The organism is Bacillus sp. sid0103 (assembly GCF_019219025.1).
Genome location: NZ_JAHUWN010000017.1, coordinates 32,250 through 53,079 on the forward strand (window position 1 = coordinate 32,250; position 20,830 = coordinate 53,079).

Annotated in this window: 23 protein-coding genes, 1 riboswitch and 1 other annotated feature; of the genes, 14 read left to right on the forward strand and 9 right to left on the reverse strand. The window is 40.1% G+C overall.

Annotated elements, in window-relative coordinates; genetic code table 11:
* Positions 1–117 precede the first annotated feature (117 nt).
* Positions 118–256: riboswitch (SAM riboswitch) on the forward strand.
* A gap of 201 nt (positions 257–457) precedes the next feature.
* Both metK and asnB read left to right on the forward strand, forming a co-directional pair.
* On the forward strand, positions 458–1,657 hold the full coding sequence (gene metK / locus KW850_RS18795) for a methionine adenosyltransferase (protein ID WP_218349304.1): 1,200 nt from the start codon (positions 458–460) through the stop codon (positions 1,655–1,657).
* Between the two features lie 282 nt (positions 1,658–1,939).
* Positions 1,940–3,844 carry an asparagine synthase (glutamine-hydrolyzing) gene (gene asnB / locus KW850_RS18800; RefSeq protein ID WP_218349305.1) on the forward strand — a complete coding sequence of 635 codons (1,905 nt, stop codon included), beginning with the start codon at positions 1,940–1,942 and terminating at the stop codon, positions 3,842–3,844.
* Positions 3,845–3,890: 46 nt separating this feature from the next.
* Here asnB and KW850_RS18805 read toward each other — a convergent pair whose 3' ends face one another.
* Positions 3,891–4,400 carry a gamma carbonic anhydrase gene (locus KW850_RS18805; RefSeq protein ID WP_218349306.1) on the reverse strand — a complete coding sequence of 170 codons (510 nt, stop codon included), beginning with the start codon at positions 4,398–4,400 and terminating at the stop codon, positions 3,891–3,893.
* Positions 4,401–4,547: 147 nt separating this feature from the next.
* Here KW850_RS18805 and KW850_RS18810 point away from each other — a divergent pair, with 147 nt between their 5' ends.
* The gene (locus KW850_RS18810) at positions 4,548–5,351 is read left to right on the forward strand and encodes an alpha/beta hydrolase (protein ID WP_218349307.1); all 804 of its coding nucleotides are present in this window, start codon (positions 4,548–4,550) and stop codon (positions 5,349–5,351) included.
* Positions 5,352–5,368: 17 nt separating this feature from the next.
* Positions 5,369–6,451 (forward strand): tetraprenyl-beta-curcumene synthase family protein, encoded by a 1,083-nt coding sequence (locus KW850_RS18815; protein WP_218349308.1) that lies wholly within the window; start codon positions 5,369–5,371, stop codon positions 6,449–6,451.
* Positions 6,452–6,510: 59 nt separating this feature from the next.
* Here the strand turns inward: KW850_RS18815 and mnmM are convergent, their stop codons facing one another.
* Entirely contained in the window at positions 6,511–7,083 is a 573-nt protein-coding gene (mnmM, locus tag KW850_RS18820) for a tRNA 5-(aminomethyl)-2-thiouridylate-methyltransferase MnmM (RefSeq protein ID WP_218349309.1), read from the reverse strand.
* Complete coding sequence (mnmL, locus tag KW850_RS18825; protein ID WP_218349310.1) at positions 7,080–8,045, reverse strand: tRNA modification radical SAM protein MnmL/YtqA; 966 nt, start codon at positions 8,043–8,045, stop codon at positions 7,080–7,082. The genes mnmM and mnmL overlap by 4 nt, the downstream gene beginning before the upstream one ends.
* A 28-nt stretch (positions 8,046–8,073) precedes the next feature.
* Here mnmL and KW850_RS18830 point away from each other — a divergent pair, with 28 nt between their 5' ends.
* From KW850_RS18830 to KW850_RS18860, 7 genes are all read left to right on the forward strand, one after another.
* Positions 8,074–8,259: a hypothetical protein gene (locus tag KW850_RS18830; RefSeq protein WP_218349311.1), complete on the forward strand. Its 186-nt coding sequence runs from the start codon at positions 8,074–8,076 to the stop codon at positions 8,257–8,259.
* A 189-nt stretch (positions 8,260–8,448) separates the two neighbouring features.
* Positions 8,449–8,712, forward strand: a complete 264-nt coding sequence (locus KW850_RS18835) for a YtzC family protein (RefSeq protein ID WP_218349312.1) — start codon at positions 8,449–8,451, stop codon at positions 8,710–8,712.
* A 12-nt stretch (positions 8,713–8,724) separates the two neighbouring features.
* A complete protein-coding gene (locus KW850_RS18840) occupies positions 8,725–8,904 on the forward strand; it encodes a glycogen biosynthesis protein GlgD (RefSeq protein WP_218349313.1) in 180 nt (59 codons plus the stop codon).
* Between the two features lie 273 nt (positions 8,905–9,177).
* A complete protein-coding gene (locus tag KW850_RS18845; protein ID WP_218349314.1) occupies positions 9,178–9,690 on the forward strand; it encodes a NapC/NirT family cytochrome c in 513 nt (170 codons plus the stop codon).
* A 2-nt stretch (positions 9,691–9,692) separates the two neighbouring features.
* Positions 9,693–11,144 carry an ammonia-forming cytochrome c nitrite reductase subunit c552 gene (locus KW850_RS18850; RefSeq protein ID WP_218349315.1) on the forward strand — a complete coding sequence of 484 codons (1,452 nt, stop codon included), beginning with the start codon at positions 9,693–9,695 and terminating at the stop codon, positions 11,142–11,144.
* A 41-nt stretch (positions 11,145–11,185) separates the two neighbouring features.
* Positions 11,186–11,467: a hypothetical protein gene (locus KW850_RS18855; RefSeq protein ID WP_218349316.1), complete on the forward strand. Its 282-nt coding sequence runs from the start codon at positions 11,186–11,188 to the stop codon at positions 11,465–11,467.
* Between the two features lie 16 nt (positions 11,468–11,483).
* Entirely contained in the window at positions 11,484–12,677 is a 1,194-nt protein-coding gene (locus KW850_RS18860; protein ID WP_218349317.1) for an MDR family MFS transporter, read from the forward strand.
* Between the two features lie 136 nt (positions 12,678–12,813).
* On the opposite strand, the gene KW850_RS34290 is transcribed toward KW850_RS18860, so the two are convergent.
* The gene (locus KW850_RS34290; RefSeq protein ID WP_374226356.1) at positions 12,814–13,338 is read right to left on the reverse strand and encodes an S-Ena type endospore appendage; all 525 of its coding nucleotides are present in this window, start codon (positions 13,336–13,338) and stop codon (positions 12,814–12,816) included.
* Positions 13,339–13,467: 129 nt separating this feature from the next.
* Positions 13,468–13,689 (forward strand) — a binding site (T-box leader).
* A 44-nt stretch (positions 13,690–13,733) separates the two neighbouring features.
* On the opposite strand from KW850_RS34290, the gene leuS reads away from it, so the two are divergent.
* Complete coding sequence (leuS, locus tag KW850_RS18870; RefSeq protein ID WP_218349319.1) at positions 13,734–16,151, forward strand: leucine--tRNA ligase; 2,418 nt, start codon at positions 13,734–13,736, stop codon at positions 16,149–16,151.
* A 53-nt stretch (positions 16,152–16,204) separates the two neighbouring features.
* Positions 16,205–16,519: a rhodanese-like domain-containing protein gene (locus KW850_RS18875; RefSeq protein ID WP_218349320.1), complete on the forward strand. Its 315-nt coding sequence runs from the start codon at positions 16,205–16,207 to the stop codon at positions 16,517–16,519.
* 297 nt (positions 16,520–16,816) lie between these two features.
* On the opposite strand, the gene KW850_RS18880 is transcribed toward KW850_RS18875, so the two are convergent.
* From KW850_RS18880 to KW850_RS18895, 4 genes are all read right to left on the reverse strand, one after another.
* Positions 16,817–17,143 (reverse strand): S-Ena type endospore appendage, encoded by a 327-nt coding sequence (locus KW850_RS18880; RefSeq protein ID WP_218349321.1) that lies wholly within the window; start codon positions 17,141–17,143, stop codon positions 16,817–16,819.
* Positions 17,144–17,388: 245 nt separating this feature from the next.
* Positions 17,389–17,910 carry a ferric reductase-like transmembrane domain-containing protein gene (locus KW850_RS18885; RefSeq protein WP_256358336.1) on the reverse strand — a complete coding sequence of 174 codons (522 nt, stop codon included), beginning with the start codon at positions 17,908–17,910 and terminating at the stop codon, positions 17,389–17,391.
* Positions 17,911–17,917: 7 nt separating this feature from the next.
* Complete coding sequence (locus KW850_RS18890) at positions 17,918–18,796, reverse strand: FAD:protein FMN transferase (protein ID WP_218349323.1); 879 nt, start codon at positions 18,794–18,796, stop codon at positions 17,918–17,920.
* On the reverse strand, positions 18,796–19,206 hold the full coding sequence (locus KW850_RS18895; RefSeq protein ID WP_218349324.1) for a hypothetical protein: 411 nt from the start codon (positions 19,204–19,206) through the stop codon (positions 18,796–18,798). Before KW850_RS18895 ends, KW850_RS18890 begins: the two co-directional genes overlap by 1 nt.
* A 150-nt stretch (positions 19,207–19,356) precedes the next feature.
* Between KW850_RS18895 and KW850_RS18900 the strand changes: the two genes are divergently transcribed.
* Positions 19,357–19,542, forward strand: coding sequence for a sporulation protein Cse60 (locus KW850_RS18900; RefSeq protein ID WP_218349325.1), 186 nt, complete (start codon positions 19,357–19,359; stop codon positions 19,540–19,542).
* A 7-nt stretch (positions 19,543–19,549) separates the two neighbouring features.
* Here KW850_RS18900 and KW850_RS18905 read toward each other — a convergent pair whose 3' ends face one another.
* Positions 19,550–20,824 carry a BaiN/RdsA family NAD(P)/FAD-dependent oxidoreductase gene (locus KW850_RS18905; protein ID WP_218349404.1) on the reverse strand — a complete coding sequence of 425 codons (1,275 nt, stop codon included), beginning with the start codon at positions 20,822–20,824 and terminating at the stop codon, positions 19,550–19,552.
* Positions 20,825–20,830: the final 6 nt, after the last annotated feature.

Sequence of the window (20,830 nt, forward strand, 5' to 3'; positions counted from 1 at the left end):
TTATAAAAAGATACTAACTTATTCCGTATTTTTCCCATTTTGTTCAGAAAGACATTTCCAAAATAATCCATTGACATTGTTATCCAGTATGATATTATTCTAATTTGAACGGATACTCTCTTATCCCGAGCTGGTGGAGGGACAGGCCCAATGAAACCCAGCAACCTGCAATATGAAATGATTGACCACTTAAAAGGTCCTTTTCAAATGCGAAGGTGCTAATCTGACGCAAGGCTAATGCCTTGAACGATAAGAGCGAAAGGCCCGAAAACAACCTTTCCTCTATGGTAAGGTTTTTTGTTTTGTATAAGTCCTTTTATGAAAACAGTCTCTAATAAAAATCCTTTGTTTATTACATACTAAGGGAATGAGTACCGTATCAAATTCTCGAGGTTTTAGAAGAATTCCTGTAACCTTCCAAAAACCTCGATGATCTCATAATATAGGAGGAATTCAGATGTCAACAAAACGTCGTTTGTTCACTTCTGAATCAGTTACTGAAGGTCATCCTGATAAAATCTGTGACCAAATTTCTGATTCCATTTTAGATGCTATTTTAGCAAAGGATGCTAATGCTCGTGTTGCGGCTGAAACTTCAGTAACAACAGGCTTAGTGTTAGTAGCAGGGGAAATCACCACTTCTACTTATGTGGATATTCCAAAAATTGTTCGGGAAACGATTAAAGGGATTGGTTATGATCGTGCGAAATACGGCTTTGACTCTGAAACATGTGCTGTTTTAACCTCTATTGATGAACAGTCTCCGGACATTGCAATGGGTGTTGATCAGGCTTTAGAAGCACGTGAAGGTCAAATGTCTGATGAAGAAATTGAAGCAATTGGTGCAGGGGACCAAGGGTTAATGTTTGGTTTTGCTTGTAATGAAACGAAAGAACTTATGCCGCTTCCCATCTCACTTGCACACAAACTTGCTCGTAAATTAACAGAAGTACGGAAAGACCAAGTTCTTGATTACCTTCGTCCAGACGGGAAAACACAAGTAACTGTTGAATATGGTGAGAACGATAAACCGGTACGCATTGATACTATTGTTATCTCTACTCAACACAACCCAGAAGTAACATTAGAGCAAATTCAACGTAACTTGAAAGAATATGTAATCAATCCTGTAGTCCCAAAAGAACTGATCGATGAAAACACAAAATACTTTATTAACCCAACAGGACGTTTTGTCATTGGCGGACCACAAGGCGATGCCGGCTTAACTGGCCGTAAAATTATTGTTGATACGTATGGTGGATATGCTCGTCATGGCGGTGGAGCATTCTCTGGCAAGGATCCTACTAAAGTGGACCGTTCAGCAGCATATGCCGCACGTTATGTTGCTAAAAACATTGTAGCTGCAGGGCTGGCTGAAAAGTGTGAAGTCCAACTTGCCTATGCAATCGGTGTGGCACGACCGGTTTCAATTGCGGTTGATACATTTGGTACTGGGAAAGTTAGCGAAGAGGTTTTAGTTGATCTTGTTAGTGAAAACTTTGACCTTCGCCCAGCAGGGATCATCAACATGTTAGACCTTCGTCGTCCAATTTATCAACAAACAGCTGCATACGGTCATTTTGGCCGAACAGATGTAGACCTCCCTTGGGAACGAACAGACAAAGTAGATGCTTTACGTCAACAAGCAAATATATAAGAAGAAAAGAGGGGGAGTTGCATTCTATATGTAACTCCTTTTTCTTATATCCGTCTAATTACCTGTACAATAAAATGATGTGTGCATAAAATGAAATGTTTACACAGGCCAAAAGAAGTAAAAAATGTGGATATTAAATTTACCTATTGTTCACAGTGCATTTTTTAGAATAAAAGTGGTAGTATTAGAGAGTATGTTTTTAGGTCTAGCACCTGTCAGGTGCTGGCACATTTGAACAATTTGTCCCCCCTAAGGGATATTTAGAATGAGGTGAGGTACATAATGTGTGGCTTTATAGGTTGTGTACACGATAAAACACAAAACTATAGTGAAGAACAAAAACAACAATTTAAAAATATGAACGATATTATAACTCATCGTGGACCGGATGATGATGGTTTTTATTATGATGATCATATCCAATTTGGGTTCCGCCGTTTAAGTATCATTGATATTGAGAGTGGTCATCAACCACTAACCTATGAAAATGAACGCTACTGGATTATCTTCAATGGTGAAGTTTATAACTATGTAGAACTGCGTGAAGAACTATTATCGGAAGGCTTGACGTTTTCAACAAGCTCTGACACCGAGGTTATTATTGCCCTTTATAGTCACTTGAAAGAAAAAGCCGTTGAAAAACTGCGCGGAATGTTCTCTTTCGTTATTTGGGATAAACAAGAACAAACCCTTTATGGGGCACGTGATCCTTTTGGAATCAAACCATTCTTTTACTTTGAAGATGGTGATCGAACATTTTTTGCATCAGAGAAAAAGAGTATTTTGTTAGCACTTGAGAATGATGTGCTTAATTATGATTCGTTGCAGCATTACTTGACCTATCAATTTGTTCCAGAACCGAATACAATGTCTGATGGCATTAAGAAATTAGAGCCTGGTCATTTCTTTACAAAAAAAATCGGTTCTCCAATGGAAATCAAAAGATATTGGAAAGCACACTTTAAGCCGGTGCAAAAGTCAGAACCAGATTTTATTAAGGAAATTAAAGATGTTCTTTTTGACTCTGTCAAAATGCATATGCGCAGTGATGTTCCCGTTGGTTCGTTCCTTTCAGGCGGGATTGATTCTTCGATTATTGCATCGATTGCCAAAGAATTTCACCCTGCCATTAAGACCTTCTCAGTAGGGTTTGAGCATAACGGATTTAGTGAAATTGACGTTGCAAAAGAGACAGCTGAAAAGCTTGGAGTCGAAAATATCAGTTATGTAATTTCACCGCAGGAATACATGAATGAGATTCCAAAAATCATGTGGCATATGGATGACCCGCTTGCCGATCCGGCATGTGTACCGCTTTATTTTGTTGCACGTGAGGCCAGAAAGCACGTTACTGTTGTCCTTTCTGGTGAGGGTGCGGATGAATTATTTGGCGGATACAATATATATCATGAGCCGCAATCATTAGAGGTCTTTAATAAAATTCCAAGAGCGGGAAAAGCCCTTTTAAAAGGAATAGCAGGCATGATGCCTGAGGGAATGCGTGGAAAAAGCTTTATCGAGCGTGGTGTAACGCCAATGGAAGAACGCTATATCGGTAATGCGAAAATGTTTACGGAAATTGAAAAGCGCGAACTATTAAATGTTTACCGTGAAGGATTAGATTATACGGATATTACGAAGCCGCTTTACGCCGAATCCCGCGGCTACGACCCAGTTGACCGGATGCAGTATATTGATATCCATACCTGGATGCGTGGGGATATATTACTGAAGGCGGATAAAATGACGATGGCTCATTCATTAGAACTACGTGTGCCATTCCTTGATAAAGCGGTGTTCGAGGTAGCATCCAAAATCCCTACGAGCCTGAAAACAGTTCATGGAACGACGAAGTATATATTACGTAAGGCAGCTGAAGGGGTGGTACCGGCCCATGTGCTTGACCGCAGAAAACTTGGTTTCCCTGTACCGATCCGTCACTGGTTGAAAGATGAAATGAATGAATGGGCGAAAAAGATCATCCGCGAAAGCAACACAGAGCATTTAATTAATAAATCGTATGTGCTTCAATTACTTGAAGACCATTGCCAGGGCAAGGCAGATAACAGCAGAAAGATTTGGACTGTTCTAATGTTCATGGTATGGCATCAAGTATATGTGGAGGATGTTTATTCCTTTCAACGTGATTTTGCAGTAGAAAAAGCCATGCAAACATCGAAAAATTAAACTTAGAAAGCACCCAAACTTCAATGGGTGCTTTTGTTTATTTTTATTATTTTATGGACTTATAATATTGGCCCTTCTCCGCATATTCTGTAGAGATTCTAACCATATCTTTAATGTCTTCCGGTGTTAATTCTCTAATAACTTTTGCTGGTCTGCCAAATGCTAAAGTATTAGGGGGGATTTTCTTCCCCTGGGGAACAAGACTGCCGGCACCAATGAAAGCACCTTCGCCGATTTCAGCATTATCAAGAATAATCGATCCCATCCCAATTAATGCTTTCTTTCTAATGATACAGCTGTGTAAAATCACCTGATGTCCTATGGTAACTTCATCTTCTAAAATTAGCGGGTTATTAGGGCTTTGGTGTAAGATAGAATTATCTTGGATATTTACTCTTTTACCGATAATAGTTGGGGCTACATCCCCTCTTATGACTGTGTTAAACCAGACACTTGACTCATCTCCAATCGTAACGTCACCTGTAATCGTTACATAATCGGCTATAAAAGCAGTATCAGCAATGTGGGGATACTTATCTTTATAAGGATAGATCATTCTACTCGCTCCTTTTCCATGATGATATTATTGTATCGGAAGTAGGATGCGATTAAAAATAATTCGTCTTTATTGCATTTGTAGAACTAAGGTGCTATTTTTAAATTTTTATTATTATTGGTAATCACTACTCTAGGGGGGACAATTATGTGGAAGTGGGAAGCAGAAGGGGAAGCGAAAGCGGTCATTGTAATGGTCCACGGTGCGATGGAACATCATCGCCGTTATGGCTGGCTAATTGAAATGTGGCGATTAGCTGGATTTCATGTTATTATGGCGGATCTTCCCGGCCAGGGGATGACAACAAGAGCCAACCGCGGTCATATTAATTCCTTCGATGATTATATTTTTGAAGTAAAAGATTGGATTCAGGCTGCCTACCGCTATGAGTTACCTGTCTTTTTACTTGGTCATAGTATGGGGGGATTAATTTCGATTCGTATCTTACAGGAAGAAAAAATAAATGTTGCAGGAGTCATTCTTTCTTCTCCATGTCTAGGTTTGGTCCATACACCTCCCCCAATTTTAGATATCCTATCACATGGGTTGAATGTGGTATTTCCTGCACTTAGAATGAATTCAGGGTTAACAGTCCAAATGGCAACCCGAAACGAAGAGGTCCGGGAAGCGGATTCGAATGATACCCTTTATGTCACCAAAGTGTCGGTTCGCTGGTACCGGGAATTAGTCGGTGCCATAAAAGAGGCCTTTCAAGCAATTGAAAAAACACAGGATATTCCAATGCTTGTTATGCAAGGCGGAGATGACAAAATTGTCAATAAAAGTACTGTAAAAGAATGGTTTAATCACGTTCCACTTTCAGAAAAAAGATTTAAAGAATGGCCGAAATGCTACCATGAAATTTTTAATGAACCGGAGCGGGAAGAGGTATTTGAGTACGCGAAGGATTTTGTTTATAGTCAATTAAAGGCTATCGGTTATATTGTTTAGAAAGGTTGTCGGTTTCAATGATGCCAATCACCCTTATGTCCAGGGTATATCGTAAAATACTTCCAGCCGTACACAAAGAATTGGCTTATTGGAAAAGCCGTGCTGAAAAAATCCCAAACGAGGAACTAAGAACTCAAGCGCTTGCAAGCATCAATCATAAAACGTTCCATTGCGAGGGTGGTGCAATTCTCGCCCTAACCGCTCAGGAAGACTATAAAAAGGCCATAAAATTTATTGTTGCCTATCAGACCATCAGCGATTATTTAGATAATCTTTGTGACCGGTCTACATCACTTGACCCTGAGGATTTTGCTTCGCTCCATGAATCGATGGCGGATGCGCTCATTCTTGAGGCTGACAAGAAAAACTATTATCGTCTTCGCGAAGATCAGGATGATGACAATTATTTAAATGATTTATCGGAAACATGCCGCACCGTCCTTAGAGATGTGAAGAACTTTGACGGAATTAAAGAGTATTTGCAAGAGCTTTGCCAATACTATTGTGAGTTACAGATTCACAAGCATGTCATCCATGAGGAGCGGGTCCCGCGTTTGGAAAAATGGTTTCAACAAAACCAACACCACTTGCCTGAAATGGAATGGTATGAATTTTCAGCATGTTCGGGTTCTACATTGGGGATATTCTGCCTAGTGTCCTACGCACTTCGGGATGATTTTCAGCTAAGTGATGCAGCAAATATTCGCAATGGGTACTTTCCATATATTCAGGGCCTGCATATTCTTTTGGATTATTTTATTGATCAAGAAGAAGACGTTGTTGGCGGAGATTTAAATTTCTGTTCTTATTATCAAAGTGAGGAAATGTTGTTTAAACGGTTAAATCATTTTGTTATAGAAGCAGATCGGCACACGGAATTTCTACCGCATAAAAATTTTCACCGCTTGATTAACCGTGGTCTGTTAGGAATTTATTTATCGGATGCCAAGGTACGTAAACAGAAAAACGTTCGTAGATTGGCAAAAGGTGTGATCAAAGCAGGCGGTTGGACGAGCTATTTCTTTTACTTCAACGGTCTTGCCTACCGTTCTGTACAAAAATCAGTCCCTTCATTTGTCACCAGGTTAATCTCAAAATAAAAAACAGGCCCTTAGGGGTTGTTGACTATCTAAACTGTCAACAGCTCGGGTGCCTGTTTTTATATTTTTTCAATGGCAATAATGAATGCAGGATGATTTTGTTGATTAATGAATTGGTATTGAAGGACATGTGCTGTTTTTTGGTCAATTTGCTGACAAAAATGAAGTAGGGAATCACGTTCTTCAGCCCCGCCTTTATGTCCATGATAAATAACTAACACAATGATTCCTTCAGCCGCCATCATCTTCAAAAGTTGTTGAATAGCAGCAATCGTAGTTTCAGGGCGAGTTACAATTGTTTTATCACTGCCGGGAAGATAACCTAAGTTAAAAATGGCACCTGTTACCTTACCGTGGTCGATGTCAGGAATCAAGTGGGATAGATGTTCGTGACCAGAATGGAATACAGTAGCTCGTTCTGCCAAACTTTGCTGAATTAAACGTTCCTTGCTGGCGGCAATGGCTTTTTCTTGAATATCAAATCCATAAACGTGTCCAGATTCTCCAACTAGGTCTGCTAAGAACACTGTATCGTTGCCGTTTCCTACAGTTGCATCAATTACGATATCGCCAGGTTGAACTGCTTTTTTGAGTAAATTTTTTGCAAACGGAAGAATCTTGTCTATTTTCATGACTCCTTCACCAAATTACCTTGATAAAATTTCCCCTGCCAACTGTCCCTTTCCTTCAACTCTGCATCAATAGCATTTAAAACTTCCCATTTGTGCACACTCCACATTGGTCCAACCATTAAATCAATCGGTCCGTCACCCGTGATCCGATGAACAATCATTTCTGGTGGTAAAATCTCTAATTGGTCACATACTAATTTTACATAGTCCTCCTGGGACATAAATTCGAGCATGCCTTTTTCATATTGCTTGACCATTGGAGTACCTTTTAACAAATGAAGCAAATGAATTTTTATACCCTGAACATCTAATTTCGCTACTTCACGAGCAGTTTCCATCATCATGTCATAGGATTCAAGCGGTAATCCATTAATAATATGAGAGCAGATGCGAATCCCATGCTTTCTTAGCTTATTAACCCCATCTTGATAACACTGAAAATCATGGGCTCGATTGATAAGTAGCGCTGTCCGTTCGTGTACCGTCTGAAGTCCCAGTTCCACCCATAAATAGGTACGTTCATTCAGCTCGGCTAAATACTCGATAACGTCATCGGGTAGACAGTCAGGACGAGTAGCAATCGATAAACCAACTACACCTTCCTGCTTCAGAACGGCTTCGTATTTTTCACGAAGAATCTCTACCGGCGCATGGGTATTTGTAAATGCTTGAAAGTAGGCCATATATTTGCCATCTTTCCATTTCGTGTGCATTTTTTCTTTAATATCGTTGAATTGAGTTTCTAGGGCCTCAATTCTATTACCGGCGAAATCACCAGATCCGGATGCACTACAAAATGTGCAACCACCGTGTGCAACTGTGCCATCACGGTTCGGACAATCAAAGCCGCCATCAAGTGCGACCTTAAACACCTTATGACCAAATTCTTGGCGCAAGTGATAATTCCATGTATGGTATCGTTTATCATCAGAAGCATATAGAAAAGGTCTCATCTGATTCAATCAGAAAACCTCCTTTATAAAATAGGCTGTGTTAAAGGTGATTGTTGATTTTGCCACTCTGTTGATTGGAGCGGAAGGCGCGAAGACTCCTGCGGGAGTACGGGGCAGGGGAGACCCCGCAGGCGCTAAAAGCGCCGAGGAGGCTCCCCGCAACGCCCGCGGAAAGCGAAGCGCCTGGAGCGGAAATCAACAGACAAGTTTAACACAGCCATAAAATCAATAGCGCATCACATCAATTTTATCATGATGTTACAAGCGAATCCAAATGTATTTATTAAGTGCATGTGCTGGTAATAATTATCCAACTGTTTATGTCATAGGAAAGAGAATGGAGAACAAAATAAGAAATGAAGCAATATGCTTCTAACCAGGGGATTGAGTTATTACAGAAGGGGGTTCTTAGATGGCTACTCGCGACTCAATGGACAATTTAATGCAGCAGGTTGAGGATACGATTCGCTTTGCCGAAGAACAATACAAACAAAGCAGTCTCCAAGAGCACTATAATGATGATAATTACACACAAGCATTACAGCAGCTTGAAGATACTTATCAAGACATTGCTAAAATGGCACTGAGTGCTAACTCGCAACAACGGGAACAACTCCATAGAATGAGACTCCAGCTGCAACAGCTTCAGAATACAATGATTCTAGAAGGGCAATAAGGAGGAAAACCTTTGAAAAAACGTTCTAAGCAACAAAATCCCGAACAGAAAACACGTAATGGAATTAATAATCAAGATCTAGAGCTCGGGCAAGATTTCGACCTTGTCAAGCAAGCAAAGAAGAAGTATGAAAAATCAGGCGGACAGCCTGTGAAATCCAAATTCCATCAAGAAAAAGACCAGTCATCCTAAAATAAGGAAAGATCCCTCATTTTTTTCATCGAGGGGTCTTTTTTTTGTAAATAAATTTTATGCTAAAAATCATACAAAAAAGTGCTTGAAATCACTTGAAATAACAATTTTTCATTAAAAACAACTTGAAAATAGAAGGAAATTCCCGTTCACAGTTTGGAAACAAGTGTATTTTTATTTGTGATGTGCGTCACAGTTTGCCATTTTATAACGTGGTTTAAATAGGGTGTGGAAGAAAAAAATAGAGAAAGTTTTTCTATGGGAGGTGAAGGAATGGTTAAAAAATTTTTGAAAATGGACAAGAAGTTCTTACTAGTGTTGGCCCTTCTGATTGGTGTGTTTTTATCTTTTTCAACGGTAAAAACCATGGCCTACTTGGATTCACCTGGTTTTTGCCAAAACTGTCATACGATGAAATCCGTTCATAAGTCATTTATGGATTCTACACACTCGGATTTACAGTGTAATGACTGCCACCTGCCACATAAAAGTGAGGTCGGAAAATTATTTTTTAAAGGTCGTGCTGGTATGACCCATATTTATTTCAACACACTTGGAACAAAGAATATCCCAGATGTGATTGAGGCAACCGATCGAACAGAAAAGATTATGAATGATAACTGTATTTCTTGTCACAAAAGTACGTTAAGCAATGTTTCGCATGATGCAAAGGAAAAGTGTATCTCCTGTCACAAAACAGTACCGCACGGGAAAGGCTTTAAAGACGATAGTTATAGAAAGCCACCTGTGAAAGGAGAATTATTAGAAAATAAGGGAGGATTTTAGAAATGGGAAGGTTTCGCTTTGGGGTTTATCTTCTCCTGCTTGCTTTTGTTTTTATTATTACTGGGTGCAGCAATGAATCCAGTGAGAAAACAGCTTCCGCTGCAGGTAAGAAGACTACTGGCCTTTCAGCCGATGAAATTAGTAATGAAGCGTTTAAGGACATGTTTCCACTACAATATAACAGTTACAAAAAGAATGAAAAGATGGAAGATACCACTTACGGCGGTTCTGAAAAACGAAGCAAATTTGATGCAGATAAAGAACCCTTGTTACCCATTCTCTTCAACGGTTATGGATTTGCTACCGAGTATAACGAGGAGCGGGGGCATACATACGCTTTAGATGATATTCGCAGCATCAAACGGATTACAGATAAATCGGTTGGCTCTTGTTATACCTGTAAATCAACAGCTGTTCCAAAAATGATTAAGGAAATGGGCGACGGTTATTGGGGGGCTAATTTTAATAAAGATATTTGGCCAAAAGGGGAAACGATGGGACACTCGCCAATTGGCTGTTCGGATTGCCATGATCCAAAAACAATGGATTTGCGTGTAACACGTCCAAGCTTTTATAAGGCATTGGAAGCAAAAGGTATAGATTCCTCCAATCCAACAAAGAATGAAATGCGCAGTTACGTTTGCGGCCAGTGTCACGTGGAGTATTATTTTGCTGCTGATAATAGTGAAGTAACCTTCCCGTGGACAAAAGGATTTAAACCAGAAGAAATGTATGCGTATTACAGCACGATTGCTAAAGAAAAGGGTTTTGAAAAAGACTGGATCAGTAACATTTCTGGGACTCCGATGTTAAAGTCACAGCATCCTGAATTTGAAACACATTCATCAGGGACCCACGGAAAAGCCAATGTTTCCTGTGCCGACTGCCATATGCCATATGAGCGTGTCGTTGGAAAAAGAAAAATCACCTCACATTGGTGGACTTCTCCACTTAAAACGATGCAAACGTCATGCGGTCAATGTCATGGTGACCGTGATTTAGATAAACTGAAAGATCGTGTTCTTGAGATTCAAGAAGCCAATGTCAGTGCGTTGCATGAAGCACAGGATATTTCCACGACTTCGCACTATTATGTAAATAAAATGATTACTTCTGGTGTGAGTCAAGAAAAAATCAAGCAAGCGCAAGAATTTGTTAGAAAGGGACAATGGTTCTGGGACATTATTGCAGCTGAAAACTCTGCCGGGTTCCATAATCCACAGGGTTCGATGGATTCACTAAGAGAATCAGTAGTCCAATCCAACAAAGCCGTTCGCCTCGCCACCGAAGAACTTGTAAAAAAAGGCGTCAACATGGAAGAGGTTGACAAGGAAATTGAAAAAGTGAAAAAGGCCGTTCTCAACGAAAAGAATAATGAGAAGAAAAAGGATGCAGCCGTCAATCACTATTTCCCTGCTCAAGCACCAGTTGTACCCGCAGTACCAAAGAAATAAACACAAAGATTAGTAGAAAACACTGTTGCTTTTTGTGGACAGTGTTTTTTTTTTGTGGGAAAAATGAGTTTGGCGGAAAAGTAGCCGAAGTCGGCGGAATCCTTCTAAAGTTTCGCGGAATCCTTCAGGAAATCCGCGGAATCTCTCCACATGTTGGCGGAATCCTGGCCGAAGTCGGCGGAATCCTGGTGAAGAGTAATGATCCTAAAACAGAGGATCGTTTACATTCATTTCGACGTTCGGTAACACATAAATATGGAAAAGAAAAAGGATTGCGCCTTATCTTAAAAAAGATTAGAATAAATCGTTGGAAATTGAAATAGGAAAGGGCGTTTTTACATGCCACGTGCCTTATGGCTCTTAATAATTGGAATGATTGTTAATGTTACAGGGTCTTCATTTTTATGGCCTTTAAATACAATCTATATTCACGACCATCTGGGTAAGTCCTTATCCGTAGCAGGTATAGTTTTGATGTTAAATTCTGCGGCCAGTGTAATTGGAAATCTATATGGCGGCAATCTATTTGATAAAATAGGCGGCTATAAATCTATCATTTTAGGAATCAGTATTACACTTGCTGCCCTTGTCGGCTTAACGTTCTGGCATGGATGGCCCGAATATATTGTGTTCCAAGTCATCATTGGATTTGGGACCGGAATTATTTTTCCATCGATGTATGCTATGGCAGGGTCAGTTTGGAAAGAGGGAGGACGGAAAGCCTTTAACGCTATTTATGTTGCCCAAAACCTTGGGGTAGCCTTAGGGGCATCGCTTGGAGGGATTGTTGCTGCTTATTCCTTTCAACTCATCTTCCTCGCCAATACCGTCATGTATATCGTATTTATATTAATAGCTGTTTTCGGTTACAAAGGAATCTTAATGGATTCAGGAAAACAAGCATCGGTTGAGATAAATGGTACGACTGATAAAAGCAGAAAAAACCTATATGCTTTATTGATACTGTGCACAGGTTATTTACTGTGCTGGGTTGCCTATGTTCAGTGGCAAACAACAATTGCCTCCTATACACAGGAAATTAATATTTCATTAACGCAGTATAGTTTATTATGGTCGATTAACGGAGCACTCATTGTTGTTGGCCAACCGCTGTTAAATGGTGTGTTGAAGCGTTTTACTGTCTCACTTAAGCTGCAGATGATTATAGGAATTGGGATTTTTATTGTTTCATTTTTAGTAGCAGGGAAGGCAACAGTGTTCTCAGGGTTTCTAGTCGGGATGATTATCCTAACAATCGGTGAAATGTTCATCTGGCCGGCAGTTCCCACAGTTGCCTTTAACTTAGCACCAAAAGGCCGTGAAGGATTCTACCAAGGAATCGTCAACAGCACCGCCACAGGCGGAAGAATGGTAGGTCCCATAATGGGCGGACTCATCGTCGATATGTATAACATGTCAGCATTATTCATCGTACTAATAGTACTATTCCTAATCGCAATCATCACAACCTTAGTTTACGATCGGAGCTTAAAAACGAAAATGGTGTCAGGCACCATCCGTGGACAAATCTAGCATTTGTCCGTGCAGGGTGGACAATGATGGTGAGTTAAGTTGGAGAGAGGCAAAAGCAAAGTTCCTAAATTCAGGAACTTTGCTTTTGCTTGCTTTCGTTAAACTGAAAGCAAGAGGTTACTAAGCGAATACACTCTCATACAACGTATTCACCATGTCTCAGATTAAAACACACGTCCAAACAAAATTTACCCTCAGTTATTCCTGATCCTCTCCGTAAAACACATATTGATTTAGCATTCTCAACTGTAGCGGAAAGCGTATTGCCGGGAGGAACCGTGAATTTGACAGGGCTTCCTCCAGTTCGCCTCACAATAACTTTAATGGATGAAGTGTTCATCGCGCTATTGAATACAGCAATTGTTACGGTGGCATTCTGCACATTGCTTTTTCTCCAAATCTCTAAATTGGAAACCTGGTCGCTCAATAATAAATTCCCACATATGCTATTACAAACAATTTTGCTTATATCTTTTTCTGGAGATGATGACCCGTGGTCTGAGTTAGAATTAATATCAGCATCAACAGTAGTAACAGCATCAACAGTAGTAACAGCATCAACAGTAGTAACAGAATCAGTAGTAGCATCAGCAGTAGTATCAGCAACAGAAACAGATGTTGACTTGAATGAATTACTCCATGCATATAAAGTAGGTATCATTATGAATCAGTCCTTTTTAATTTATAGAATGTAAGACAAAGCTTTTTTGCTTGGGGAAAAGCCTTAAATATTTGACCTTACTTGCATATTCATTAAAAATTTATTACAATAACCGTAATAGTTTATATTGAAAAGACAGTGATCAGGAGTAGTAGTGGTTCATATCCGCACTTAGAGAGTTGACGGCTGGTGGAAGTCAACCGGGTACATCATGAACTCGCCTATGAGTTGCAAGCATGAAGGAATAGTAATGTTTGCCGTTTTCCGCGTTAAGGATGAATGAAGCGAGTGCAGTCAGCACTAATGTGGGTGGTACCGCGGGAAGATACATACAATCCTCTCGTCCCTTTTTGGGATGAGAGGATTTTTTATTTTTTTTTAGGAGGAAGAGCATTATGAGTTTCGATCATAATCAAATCGAACAAAAGTGGCAAAAAAAATGGGAAGAAGAAAAAACATTCAAAACAAGCGAAGAATATGATAAAAGAAAATTCTACGCTTTAGATATGTTTCCATATCCATCAGGTGCAGGACTCCATGTTGGACACCCTGAAGGTTATACAGCAACCGATATTCTTTCCCGCTTAAAGCGGATGCAGGGATACAATGTGCTTCATCCAATGGGATGGGATGCATTCGGCTTACCGGCAGAACAGTACGCCTTAGATACGGGGAACGACCCTGCTGAATTTACAGAACAGAATATCAACACATTCCGCCGGCAAATTAAATCCTTAGGATTCTCGTATGACTGGGATCGTGAAGTCAACACCACCGATCCTGATTACTACAAATGGACCCAATGGATTTTCTTAAAGCTATTTGAAAAAGGCTTAGCCTATATTGACGAGGTAGCGGTAAACTGGTGCCCAGCACTTGGAACGGTATTAGCAAATGAAGAAGTAATTGATGGCAAAAGTGAACGTGGAGGGCACCCAGTTGAACGCCGTCCGATGAAGCAGTGGATGTTAAGAATCACAGCTTACGGTGACCGTTTACTTGAAGACCTTGAAGAACTTGATTGGCCAGAAAGCTTGAAGGAAATGCAGCGCAACTGGATCGGTCGTTCTGAAGGTGCCGAAGTTATTTTCTCAATCGAAGGACACGAAGAGAAATTTACTGTATTCACTACTCGTCCTGATACCTTATTTGGTGCTACGTATGCCGTACTTGCCCCTGAACATGCTTTTGTAGATAAAATTACAACAGCAGAACAGCGCGCTGCGGTGAATGCTTATTTGGATAAAGTGAAAACAAAGAGCGATTTAGAGCGTACAGATCTTGCAAAAGAAAAAACAGGTGTATTTACTGGCGCCTATGCCATCAATCCTGCCAATGGTGAAAAAATGCCGATATGGATTGCTGACTATGTATTAGTAAGTTACGGAACGGGTGCTATTATGGCGGTTCCAGCACACGACGAGCGTGATTATGAATTCGCAAAAGAATTTAACCTTCCGATTAAGGCCGTTGTCGCTGGTGGAGATATTGAAAAAGAAGCCTACACAGGCGATGGTGAACACATTAACTCAGAATTCTTAAATGGCTTGGATAAAACTGAAGGCATTCAAAAAATGATTGCTTGGTTAGAAGAAAAAGGGATTGGTACAAAGAAAGTGACTTTCCGCCTACGGGATTGGCTGTTTAGCCGTCAGCGTTATTGGGGTGAACCAATTCCGATTATCCATTGGGAAGATGGCACAATGACAGCCGTTCCAGAAGACCAGCTTCCACTGATGTTACCAAAAACGAAAGAAATCCGTCCATCTGGAACTGGAGAATCTCCACTTGCGGTTATCGCAGATTTCGTGAATGTTGTAGACCCGGAAACAGGCAAAAAGGGCCGTCGTGAAACCAATACAATGCCGCAATGGGCAGGCAGCTGCTGGTATTATTTACGCTACATTGACCCGAAAAATGGTCAGGAACTGGCATCTCAAGAAAAGTTAAATCATTGGCTTCCAGTTGATATTTACATTGGCGGGGCTGAACATGCCGTTTTACATTTACTTTATGCGCGCTTCTGGCATAAATTCTTATATGATATCGGTGTGGTTCCAACCAAAGAACCATTCCAAAAGTTATTTAACCAAGGAATGATTTTAGGTGAAGGTAATGAAAAAATGAGTAAATCAAAAGGGAATGTAGTAAACCCTGATGATATCGTAGACAGCCATGGTGCTGATACGCTTCGCCTGTATGAAATGTTCATGGGACCGCTAGATGCATCGATTGCTTGGTCGACAAATGGACTTGATGGCTCACGCCGTTTCTTAGACCGGATCTGGCGTTTATTGGTTGAGGAAAACGGGGAATTAAATCCGAAGATACAAGCAAATGAAGAAGCTTCTAGTTTGGAAAAAGTATATCATCAAACTGTGAAAAAAGTGACAGAGGATTATGAAGGCTTAAGATTTAATACCGCGATTTCTCAAATGATGGTATTCATTAATGAAGCCTATAAAGCAACAGTACTACCAAAAGAGTACATTGAAGGATTTGTTAAAATGCTTGCACCTGTTTGCCCGCATATCGCTGAGGAGCTTTGGGAGAAGTTAGGAAATAATGAAACGATTACTTACGAAGCATGGCCAGCTTATGATGAGGCAAAACTAGTGGATGATGAAGTTGAAATTGTCATCCAGGTTAATGGTAAAGTAAAAGCAAAGCTTATGGTACCAACTGATGCAAGTAAAGAATCACTTGAGGGCATCGCAATGGAAGATGCTCATATCAAAGAACAAATTGAAGGAAAGACGATTCGTAAAGTAATCACTGTTCCTGGAAAGCTTGTTAATATCGTCGCAAATTAAACTAAGAAAACGGCCCCTTTCCTGGGGCTGTTTTTCCTAAGGGGATGGATTTGATGGAAGAAATTCAAACGATTACACCAGAAGAATTACAAAAAAAGCTTGAGGCAGGGGAAAAACTTGAGCTCGTTGATGTAAGGGAAGATCATGAGGTTGTATTCGGGATGGTCCCAGGGGCAAAGCATATCCGTATGGGTGAGATCCCTGATAATCTCGACTATTTTGACAAGGAAAAAGAGTATATCTTTATCTGCCGCTCCAGTGCACGAAGCGGGAATGTCTGCCATTATTTGCAGGACCAGGGCTATAAGGTCCGTAATATGGTTGGCGGTATGCTCGCATGGACGGGAGAGACTGAATACACTGAATAAAAGATTCCCTATTCTGGGCTAATTAATTTAGGAAATGGCACAATCAAATGCACTGCATTAAGCAGTGCATTTTCGTATGCACCAATATAGAAGCTATGCTTTTTGACTGAGTAACATCATTTTAGATTTTATATTTCTTATTTAGTAAGTAAGAAAATAGCCTATTTTAGCCTTTTTTATTATCTCTTAAGCAAGATGGAACAATTTGGCATTACACAAATGGTTACCAACAAAAATAAAGGGCAGGCAGACCATGACAAGCTGTCAGTGTCTGTCCTCCCTTTTGCTATAAATGGATTAAGCGAAAAGACGCTTGTACAATGTGATGCAAAATCTTCCTCTATCTTCTGCACCTAAAGTAACTATAAACGTAGTTGGGTTATTAACCGATAATGATACAGTGTTTCCTGCTGGCACGGTTTGAACAATGCCATTAACCGAAAAAATAAATGGTGAACTTCCAGTGTTAGTCACCGTGAAGGTACCTTGAATAAAGTCGCTTGGTGAAGGTGCTGTCCACACTACCTGGTCAATCGGTCCTTGAAGGTTACCACAAATTTCTTCTGTAAAAATCTCTGCTTCTGGGCAGCAAAATGATGTTTTATTTTTATGTGATCCACACATATTAATCATTCCTTCCTTTTAATAATTTTTTACTTACTGTATATTAAATGCGGCTTGTCCGGATTTGCTATATTACAAAAGCGGATTTTTGTAATGTATACTGAGGAAAATAGAGTCACCCAAGTAACGGTAGCGTCAGGAAAATGCGGTTTTACAATTGTAAGGAAGTTTCAACCCATTAAAAAAGCCGATTTCCTGTGCGTTAAGGAATCGACTTCAGAAGGTTTATGATTTTTAGAAATCATTCAATGAGTGACATCAAGTTTAGGTTTATCTTTCAACAACAAACTTCCGATAACGATTAGCGGCAGGATATTGACTGCCGCAAGCACAGTGGCTTGAATATCCGTACCAATCAATAAACCGTGGATGGTAACGAATATATAGAGAATCGGATTCAATGCGTGTAATTTCCGCCATTTTTGATAACCGATTTTTTTCCGTGCTTTGGATGTACCAATCGTCATAATCAAAAAATATAAGGATAATGCGCCGAGCGCCATTGGCCATGGCTTATAGTCTGTCTTAAACGGAATGAGTACCTCAAACCATTGTAATGAGATATACGAATCAATTAATAAAAATCCTACGTGGCCAATGACAAGATACAGGGCCCAATTTGATAGTGACTCGTGCAAAAATAGGGAGGCAGTGACCTTTTGTTTTCGCTTTTTCTGTACTTGGGAGTAGAGTCCAATAAGGACTGACAAGTAAAGTAAAAGGTATGCTGCCAAACCTGTTGCACGAATCATATACCATTCAAACATTTCCAAATTACTTTCCTCCTCTCCAAATATCTCCATCTTTAGTTATGAACACAGTGTTAACACTTCTTTTAGTAACCCATTCTTGTCCATCCTGTTCACCAAGTAAAAGAGCTGTTTTTGCCCAAACGTCCGCTTCCAAAGCAGTTGGGGCAGTAACGGTTGCAGAAACAATAGTGCTTTTACTAGGTTTGCCTGTCTGAGTATCAATTAAATGATGAAACAACTCCCCATTCATAAGCCACTTTCTTTTCATGCTAGTTGAAGTAGCAAGCGCTCCGGTTTCGAACTGAATCGAAGAAATCATCTCTTTTTCTGCAAATGGACTCTCGATCCCAATATTTAATGGCCGTGGTAACGTCCCAAAAATCCGGATATCGCCGCCCACGTTGATAAAGCCATAACCTAACCTTTCTAAAAGTTGTGAGGCGCGATCAATCACCCAGCCCTTGGCTATTCCCCCAAGGTCAATTTTTGCTAATAGGGTTACAGCACGTTTACTTTCATTTAATAGAAAGGGCTGCGAATGAATAGCTGTCACGGATGAAGGTGCTGGTAATTCTAATTCCTTCCCCTTTATCAGTTCAATCGATTTTTCATAACCATGATTTTCAAGCGTTGATAGAATGCTAGGATTAAATATACCTTCTGTTTCTTTATAAAATCGCAGGGCGTCAGATAATATGGAAAACATCTTACTTGTAACCATGACTTCTTTTTCAACCTGCTGGTTTAATCGCGATAGTTCGCTATCAGAACGGAAACGGCTGCAAGTGTCCTCTATTAATTCAAATAGCTTGTAGATGGGCATCATATCGTTGGCAAACAACTCTTGACTAATGGAGATTTGAACAGTTGTACTCATCGAGGGGAAGCGATAAGTATACATCAGGTTCCACCTGTAGTTGTATCATATCCGCCCTGATGTCCCATTTCCGGACCGCCGCCATTTGAGAATTGACCTTGCTGGTTGCTATTTCCGTAGAATTGTTCGTTATCTGCTGTGGACTGATCATTATTATCAAAATTATTGGTTGAACCATCATTTTGATTGAATTGCGATGAGTTATCATCGGTAAAGGATTGGTCGAAACCTTGTCCATGACCGGGACGCTGTTGTGTAGAAAGGTCATCTTGTGATGGCTGAATTGAATTATTATTTGCAGGCTGTCCTTGATTAAATGCAATTTTATTATTCGTTTGACCGCCAGTCGATAGTCCAAAATAGGAGACCATTCCAGCGACTAATGCTAGGCTTCCAAAACTAACGCCCCAAGAGATTTTTTGTTTTTTATCCATGTTTTTTTCTCCTTTCAAAAAGTTAAACTGTCTTTCTTAAATGGAGTTTACAAGTGCAAACTTAAAAAAAACTTAACTTTTTTCGGGAGATAATTTTTAAAATTCAGATAAATGGTTAGAATGATAGTAAAAAAAGAGAGGGAGAGAACTTTGATACAGGTGAAACTGTTTGATCGGGAGCATGAGAAGGATTTGGAAAAGGAAATGAATCATTTTTTAAAAGGAATAGATGAATCAAGCTTACTGGATATTAAATATAATGTGGCCGCAATGGCGGAGGAAGAAGAAGAGGAGCAGATTTATTGTTTTTCAGCGATGATCATTTACAAGGCCTGACAACTTGTCAGACCTTTTTATTTTTTGCAGACAGGGCAGCATTGGTCCCAGCTAATCTTCCCGTTACAAGAGCAGAGGTAATATTGTAACCACCGGTATAGCCATGGATATCAAGAATTTCACCGCAGAAATATAATCCATTCATGAATTTCGAACCCATCGTTTGTGGCTCAATTTCTTTAACTGACACACCGCCGCCAGTGACAAAAGCTTTTTCAAGTGGCAGGGTACCATTTACTTTTACAAGGAATTGCTTGCAACTTTTAGAAAAACTGCGAATTTTCTCATTGGAGATTGTACCGCCTTGCTCAGCTGGATCAACCCCATTTTGTTCTAATAGAAAAAGTAGGTATCGTTCAGGGACTAGCCCTTTGAGCGTATTCTTAATACTTTTCTTAGGCTCACTTTTTACAAGCGCAAGAATTTCTTGAAAAACTTCTTCCTCTTTTTTATCAGGCAAGACATCAAGGCTCATGGTTACTTCTTTTAATTTCCACTTTTTCATGGCCTTTACCACGAACTGGCTACAGCGAAGGACGGCTGGACCGCTAAGCCCAAAATGGGTAAAAATCATATCCATTCGATGTGAGATGATTGGCTTGTCTTTTGGGTTCAAGACACTCAAGTCGATATCTCTTAACGACAACCCTTGAAGCACTTTGTTTTTAATAAAGGGTTCATTAGAGGTAACGGGTACTTCTGTTGGAAACAGCTCTGTAATCGTATGGCCAGCTTTTTCAGCCCAGGCATAGCCATCACCTGTTGAACCCGTATGAGGGACAGACTTCCCCCCAACGGCAATCACGATGGATTTAGCCGATATGGTTTGACCGTCCTTAAGAACCACAGCTGAAACATGCTCATTTTCATAGATAAGCTCACGAACAGGACTATTTTTGAAGACGCGTACATGAAGTTTTTCTAATTGAATTAGTAATGCGTCTACAACGGACTGTGCTTTATCAGAAACTGGAAACATCCGCCCGTGATCTTCTTCCTTTAAGGCAATTCCCAATTTCTCAAAGAATTTAATAATATCTTCATTACTAAAGATCGAAAAAGCACTATATAAAAATTTTCCGTTTCCCGGCAAATGCTTGATGATTTCTTCGATTGGCAGGCGATTGGTGACGTTACAGCGTCCTCCTCCGGAAATTGCTAGTTTTCTGCCAAGTTTGTCGCCTTTATCAATTAAAAGGACTTTAGCACCTTTTTCACCGGCTGCAATGGCAGCCATTAACCCGGATGGGCCGCCGCCGATGACAATGACATCATATTCCATATTTAC

What these genes read in the sequence shown, in the direction of transcription:
- metK (WP_218349304.1), top strand. Translation starts at nt 458, where the DNA reads ATGTCAACAAAACGTCGTTTGTTCACTTCTGAATCAGTTACTGAAGGT.
- asnB (WP_218349305.1), top strand. Translation starts at nt 1,940, where the DNA reads ATGTGTGGCTTTATAGGTTGTGTACACGATAAAACACAAAACTATAGT.
- KW850_RS18805 (WP_218349306.1), bottom strand. Translation starts at nt 4,400, where the DNA reads ATGATCTATCCTTATAAAGATAAGTATCCCCACATTGCTGATACTGCT.
- KW850_RS18810 (WP_218349307.1), top strand. Translation starts at nt 4,548, where the DNA reads ATGTGGAAGTGGGAAGCAGAAGGGGAAGCGAAAGCGGTCATTGTAATG.
- KW850_RS18815 (WP_218349308.1), top strand. Translation starts at nt 5,369, where the DNA reads ATGATGCCAATCACCCTTATGTCCAGGGTATATCGTAAAATACTTCCA.
- mnmM (WP_218349309.1), bottom strand. Translation starts at nt 7,083, where the DNA reads ATGAAAATAGACAAGATTCTTCCGTTTGCAAAAAATTTACTCAAAAAA.
- KW850_RS18835 (WP_218349312.1), top strand. Translation starts at nt 8,449, where the DNA reads ATGGCTACTCGCGACTCAATGGACAATTTAATGCAGCAGGTTGAGGAT.
- KW850_RS18845 (WP_218349314.1), top strand. Translation starts at nt 9,178, where the DNA reads ATGGTTAAAAAATTTTTGAAAATGGACAAGAAGTTCTTACTAGTGTTG.
- KW850_RS18850 (WP_218349315.1), top strand. Translation starts at nt 9,693, where the DNA reads ATGGGAAGGTTTCGCTTTGGGGTTTATCTTCTCCTGCTTGCTTTTGTT.
- KW850_RS18860 (WP_218349317.1), top strand. Translation starts at nt 11,484, where the DNA reads ATGCCACGTGCCTTATGGCTCTTAATAATTGGAATGATTGTTAATGTT.
- KW850_RS34290 (WP_374226356.1), bottom strand. Translation starts at nt 13,338, where the DNA reads ATGATACCTACTTTATATGCATGGAGTAATTCATTCAAGTCAACATCT.
- leuS (WP_218349319.1), top strand. Translation starts at nt 13,734, where the DNA reads ATGAGTTTCGATCATAATCAAATCGAACAAAAGTGGCAAAAAAAATGG.
- KW850_RS18875 (WP_218349320.1), top strand. Translation starts at nt 16,205, where the DNA reads ATGGAAGAAATTCAAACGATTACACCAGAAGAATTACAAAAAAAGCTT.
- KW850_RS18880 (WP_218349321.1), bottom strand. Translation starts at nt 17,143, where the DNA reads ATGTGTGGATCACATAAAAATAAAACATCATTTTGCTGCCCAGAAGCA.
- KW850_RS18885 (WP_256358336.1), bottom strand. Translation starts at nt 17,910, where the DNA reads ATGTTTGAATGGTATATGATTCGTGCAACAGGTTTGGCAGCATACCTT.
- KW850_RS18890 (WP_218349323.1), bottom strand. Translation starts at nt 18,796, where the DNA reads ATGTATACTTATCGCTTCCCCTCGATGAGTACAACTGTTCAAATCTCC.
- KW850_RS18895 (WP_218349324.1), bottom strand. Translation starts at nt 19,206, where the DNA reads ATGGATAAAAAACAAAAAATCTCTTGGGGCGTTAGTTTTGGAAGCCTA.
- KW850_RS18905 (WP_218349404.1), bottom strand. Translation starts at nt 20,824, where the DNA reads ATGGAATATGATGTCATTGTCATCGGCGGCGGCCCATCCGGGTTAATG.